Genomic DNA, 6,000 nt, shown 5'->3' on the forward strand with positions numbered 1-6,000 from the left:
CGGCAGCGGGCCGACCGGCCGAGGCGGCCGTCGTGTCACCCTCGCCGGAGCCCGGAGCCCGGAGCCCGGAGCCCGGAGCCCGGAGCCCGGAGCCCGGAGCCCGGAGCGCCGGCAAGTGCCTCACCTGACCCCGGCTCCAGGGCCGTCGAGGGCCGCCGGGCTCGCCCGTTCGGCGTATGCGGGGGGAAGGCTCGGCCGTTCCGGGTGGTGTCCGGCGGTACGGTACGTCACGGTCCGCGCGGGCGGCGTGGCATCGACAGCAGGAGGAGACGCCGATGCCGGAGGGCTTCAGCGCGGCCGACACGGCGTTCGTGCTCATCGGTGCCGCACTGGTGATGCTGATGACCCCTGGGCTGGCCTTCTTCTACGGCGGCATGGTGCGGGTCAAGAGCGTCCTGAACATGCTCGCCATGAACTTCGTCGCGCTGGCGATCGTCAGCGTGCTGTGGGTCCTCTACGGTTACTCGCTCGCCTTCGGCACGGACTCCTTCGCCGGTCTGATCGGGACCCCGGACCACCTGGGGATGCGCGGCATCGGCCTGGACGACCTGAAGGGCTCGATCCCGGTCACCGTGTTCGCCGCGTTCCAGCTGATGTTCGCGGTCATCACCCCGGCGCTGATCAGCGGGGCGATCGCGGACCGCGCCAGGTTCACCGCCTGGGTGCTGTTCGTCGCGCTGTGGGACACCGTGGTCTACCTCCCGGTCGCGCACTGGGTGTTCTTCACCGACAACGGGAACGGCGGCTGGCTGGTCGACCGGGTGGGCGTGATCGACTTCGCCGGCGGTACGGCCGTGCACGTCGACGCCGGTGTGGCCGGCCTCGCGCTCTGCCTGGTGCTGGGCAGACGGATCGGCTTCAGGAGGGACCCGATGCGGCCGCACTCGTTGCCGCTGGTGATGCTCGGCTCCGGGCTGCTCTGGTTCGGCTGGTTCGGCTTCAACGCGGGCTCGGCGCTGGCCGCCGCCGGTGTGGCCGGCATGGCGTTCATGAACACCCAGGTCGCCACCGCCGCCGCGATGATCGGCTGGCTGGCCTACGAGAAGACCCGACGCGGCGTCTTCACCCTGCTCGGCGCCGCCTCCGGCGCGGTGGCCGGCCTGGTCGCGATCACCCCGGCCTGCGGCTCGGTCTCGATGCTCGGCGCCATCGCGATCGGGCTGGTCGCGGGCGTGCTCTGCTGCGCCGCCGTCTCGCTCAAGTACCGCTGGGGCTTCGACGACTCGCTCGACGTGGTGGGCGTGCACGCGATCGGCGGGGCGGTCGGCTCGCTGCTGATCGGTCTCCTGGCCACGGGGCACGTCGGCCAGAGCGCGAAGGGCTTGTTCTACGGTGGCGGGCCCGGGCAACTCGGCAAGCAGGCGATCGGGGTCGCGGCGGTCGCCGTCTACTCCTTCGCGATCTCCTGGCTGCTCGGGCTGGCGATCCAGCGGACCATCGGCTTCCGGGTCTCCCCGAAGACCGAGACGGTCGGCATCGACCAGGCCGAACACGCCGAGACCGCCTACGACTTCACGAGAGCGAGGATTCCCTGGCCGGTACCCGAGGAGCCCCGGACGCGGCCGCGAGGGCCGGCCGGGCACCTGATGGGGGCGCTTCGACGAGGCCTGAGGAGGAACTCCTCCAAGAAGGCGGGACCGACCGGGACCGACGCCGGATGAGGCCGGTCGCACGTCGTCGGTCGCCGATCGTCCGCCGACGTGTCCGTCCGTCCGGGCCGGCCGGTCGTGGCGTGCCGAGCAGGAGGTGTCCCGGCTTCGACGATCCTCCGGCCGCTCCGCGAAGCGGCCGGAGGATCGATAGTGGGGGACGCGTCCTGGGCGCTCAGCAGCTCAGATTCGAGCCCGGCACGGTGCCGAGCAGCTGGGTGAAGCGCTGGTAGGCGTCGATGCGGCTCTGCACCTGGGCGGGGTTGCCGCCGTTGCACTCCAGTGAGCCGTTGATGCTGCGGATGGTCTCACCGAAGCCGTAGCCGTTGACGATCGCGTTGTGCGCGGTCATGGTGCCCGGCCCGTTCTGGGTGTTCCAGTACCAGAGCGCGGTCTTCCAGGCGACGGCCGGATCGGTCTGCACCAGGTTGGGGTTGCGCAGCAGGTCGATGCCGAGGGCGTCGCCGGCCGCCTTGTAGTTGAAGTTCCAGCTCAGCTGGATCGGGCCGCGCCCGTAGTACGCGGCCTGCCCGGCCGGGCAGCCGTACGGCTGTGAAGTGTCGCAGTAGTGCGGGTAGTTGGCGGTGTTCTGTTCGACGACGTAGACCAGTGCGCCGGTCTCGTGGCTGACGTTGGCCAGGAAGGCCGCGGCCTCCTGCCTGCGGACGGTGTCGCTGCCGGTGGCCGCGAAGGCGGGGTAGGCGGAGAGGGCGTCGATCAGGCCCTGGTAGGTGTAGAAGGGGTTCCGGTTCGGGAACATCTGGTCGAACCGGGCCTGGCTGACGGGGAATCCGCCCGGGTTCGGCGTGCCGGTGGACGTCGGCGTGACGGTCGGAGTGGGGGTCGTCGTCGGGCCGGTGCCGCAGCCGCCCTGGTCGGACCAGACGCCGGAGCCGCCGGTGCCGGGCGGCTCGTTCTGGGTCCACCACTTGGCGAGCCAGTTGTGGCCGTTGTAGGAGACGGCGGCGCCGCCGGTGTAGACGGCCGAGGAGTTCCAGGGCGTGGCGCAGACGGCGGCGCTGGCGTTGGCCGCGGGCAGCAGCAGGACCACCACCAGCGCCGTGACAACGGCGGAGAGCAGTGCGAGCAGGCGTTTCGTGGGCACTTGATCACCCCTTGTGCGGTGTGGGGCCGCACGGTCGTGGAGGTAGGGACGTCGGGGCAGGGGAGCAGGGCCCCGCGGGGTGGGGCACGTCGTGGGGGACGGGCCGACCGGGGTGCGGGCCGGTGCGGGGCTGCCCCAGACTCAAGCGGAGTGGTCTATACCTGTCAAGGGGTTCCGGCAAAAGACGCACCCTGCGGGCGCGGCCTCGACGGTGCGTCAATTTATCGATCACTGTCAGTAGTTGTTTAGGAATCCTTTAAGCTCCTGGTCGACAAGGCGGATCACCGCCTGAGCGATGAGAGCGGGAATGACACCTACAAGTGAAGAGATGAACGGCGTCGCGCGCGGGCCGGGCCGGCGGCGGTCGGGCTTGCCGGGCCGGCGGTCGGTGGGCCGGGTCGCGGTGCTCGCCCTGGGGATCGGCAGCTGCTCGGTGCTGACGGCTCCGGCGGCGTATCCGCAGGCGGACGACGGCTCGGTGACGGTGCGGGTGGTCCGGGCGGTCGACGCCACCGGCGTGTGGAGCCCGGCCCTGGAGCCGGGCATCGGTGGGGTCACGGTGGTACTCGCCAATGACGACGGCGCCGAGGTCACCGGCGTGACGGCGGCCAACGGCACGGTAACCCTGGCGCCGGGCACGGCCCGGTCCGCCGGCGGCAGGTACCGGGTCCAGGTCGTGAACCCGAAGCCGGGCCTGCTGTTCCCGGCGTTCGCGTCGCGGCAGGGACTGGACGGCGCGCCGAACCTGCTGAGCAGCAACGAGGAGTTCGTCGACCTCGGTGGCGGCAAGCACGTCGAGTTCACCACGGGTCTGTGGAACCCCGGCGACTACTGCCAGAAGAACGCCCCGCTGGTCACGGCCTGCCAGCCCGCGACGAGCGAGCCGCAGAACCGCCGCACGCTGGTGACGTTCCCCTACGGCGCGCGCGGCGACAACACGGACACGACCGACCTGGCCACCAACGCCGAGACCGGCACCGTCTACGGCATCGGGTGGAGCAAGTCCGGCAAGCGGCTGTTCAGTTCGGCGCTGGCCAAACGGGACACGGCGTACGGCCCCGGCGGCGCCGGCGCGATCTATGTCACCGACGTGGCGAACAGGACGACGTCGCTGTTCACCACCGTCCCGGACGCCGGAGTATCGGCGCACGGTGCCGGCTCCGCCGACGACGCCTTCCTCTCCGCGGCGGGCAAGGAGAGCCTGGGCGCGCTGAAGGTCTCCGAGGACGGCCGTGACCTGTTCGTCGTCAACCTCAACAACCGCAGGCTGTACCGCTACGACGCCGCCAAGGCGACCGCGCCGGAGCCACAGGCCTCCTACGCCGTTCCGGACCCGGGCTGCCCCTCGCCGGCGGACTGGCGTCCGTTCGGCCTGGGCCTGCAGGACGGCGTCGGGTACCTCGGCGGGGTCTGCTCGGGCGAGTCGACCGGGAAGGTTTCGGACCTGCGTGCGGTCGTCCTGCCCTTCGACCCGGCGACGGGAGCCTTCGGCAAGGCGGTGCTGGACCAGCGCCTGGACTACCCGCGCGAGGTCACGGCCAAGGGCCGCTGCCCCGGAGCGGGTTGGTTCCCGTGGACGGGCACCATCCCGGCCCAGCAGAGCGGCAAGGCGTGCACCGGCACCGGGTTCTACGCCAACCCCGAGCCCGAGCTGGCCGAGATCGCCTTCGAGACCGACGGCTCCATGCTGCTGGCGTTCCGCGACCGGCACACCGACAAGGCGACGGCGTTCCCACGGCCCGGAGACCCCACGACGTACCACAGCTTCGCGGCCGGCGGTGACCTGAACAAGGCGTGCCTGTCCGGCGGCATGTACGTGATGGACACGAACGGCGGCTGCGGGACGGTGGCACGGGGGACCAGGTTCTTCAGCGTGGGCACCTTCCAGGGCAACCATCCGAACGCCGCCTACGCGGGCATGGCGTTGTCGAAGGTGGAGGACTCCATCGCGATCTCGGCCGTGGACCCCACCGACTCCGCGTGGGTCATCGGCACGATGTTCACCAACCGCGACGGGACGAGGGCCCCGGGCTCCGGCCTGGGCCTGAACTCCACGAACCCCACGAACCCCAAGAACTCCAGGCCCGCCTTCGGGAAGGGTGCTTCGATGGGCGATCTGGAGGTGCTCTGCGACCAGGCGCCGCTGCAGATCGGCAACCGGGTCTGGTACGACCCCGAGCGCAAGGGCATCCAGAGCCCGAGCCAGCGTCCGGTCCCCGGTGCCACCGTCAACCTCTACGACGAGTCCGGCACGTTGGTCGCGTCGACGAAGACGACACCGCGCGGTGAGTACTACTTCGACGACTCGAACGTGCCCGGCGGCCTGAAGCCGAGGACCACGTACACGATCAGGATCGACGAGCCGGCGGACTACGCGCCGGGCGGGCCGCTGTACCGGTGGGTGCCGACCGAGGCGGGCGTCGGCGACAACCGCTTCGTGGACTCCAAGGGCACCGTCCCGCAGGGCGCCCGCTTCCCCGAGCGGTCGCTGACCACCGGCGGACCGGGCGAGAACGACCACACCTTCGACATCGGCTTCCGGCGGCAGGAAGGCGCGGTGCGCCTGGTCAAGCACGACCAGGACGGAAAGCCGCTGGCCGGGGCGGAGTTCGCCCTGTGGAAGGAGACGAACGGCACCGACGGGCTGCAGACCTCCGGGACGAAGCCCGACACCCGCGTCGGTGACCCCTGTACCACCGGGGCCGACGGAGTCTGCCGGTCCACGGTCGAACCGGGGACGTACTACTGGCAGGAGATCAGCCCGCCCCAGGGCTACGCCGTTCCGGACCAGCCGGTCTCCGACCCGCTGGTGCTGAACCCGGAGAACCTCGACGCCGGGGTCTCCGTGACCGCGGTCAACCGGTTGCTGCCCACTCCCGCGCCCGTGCCGTCGGCGACGCAGAGTGCTCCGGCCGAGCCGCCGACGGCGTCGGACACGCCTGCGGCACCGGTGCCGCCGACGCGACCGGCGGCACCGCCCGCGCCGTCCGGATCGCACCTGGCGAGCACCGGCACGGACCTCGTGCCGGTGGCCCTCACCGCCGCGGCGCTCACGGCCCTCGGCGGGGCGCTCGTCGTGCTCCGCAGGCGACGGCCCCGACACCGGTAGCCGTCCGGGCAGGTAACCGGAACGGCCACAGGGCCCGGCAGTGTCCTTGGGTTCTAGGAGTCGTTGCAACACCCCAGTTCAGGGGATGCATTGGACTTCGAGATCCGCAGAGACCGAAACGGTCAGGGGCCTGTGAA

General features: G+C 71.3%; 3 protein-coding genes. 2 read left to right on the top strand and 1 reads right to left on the bottom strand.

Annotated elements, in window-relative coordinates; all coding sequences use genetic code 11:
* Positions 1–275 precede the first annotated feature (275 nt).
* Entirely contained in the window at positions 276–1,661 is a 1,386-nt protein-coding gene (locus ACGF13_RS39525) for an ammonium transporter (protein ID WP_392884415.1), read from the top strand.
* Between the two features lie 163 nt (positions 1,662–1,824).
* On the opposite strand, the gene ACGF13_RS39530 is transcribed toward ACGF13_RS39525, so the two are convergent.
* Positions 1,825–2,754 (bottom strand): glycoside hydrolase family 19 protein, encoded by a 930-nt coding sequence (locus tag ACGF13_RS39530; protein WP_392884417.1) that lies wholly within the window; start codon positions 2,752–2,754, stop codon positions 1,825–1,827.
* A gap of 328 nt (positions 2,755–3,082) precedes the next feature.
* On the opposite strand from ACGF13_RS39530, the gene ACGF13_RS39535 reads away from it, so the two are divergent.
* The gene (locus tag ACGF13_RS39535; RefSeq protein ID WP_392884419.1) at positions 3,083–5,863 is read left to right on the top strand and encodes an SdrD B-like domain-containing protein; all 2,781 of its coding nucleotides are present in this window, start codon (positions 3,083–3,085) and stop codon (positions 5,861–5,863) included.
* Positions 5,864–6,000 lie beyond the last annotated feature (137 nt).

Source organism: Kitasatospora sp. NPDC048286 (genome assembly GCF_043201735.1).
GTDB lineage: Bacteria > Actinomycetota > Actinomycetes > Streptomycetales > Streptomycetaceae > Kitasatospora.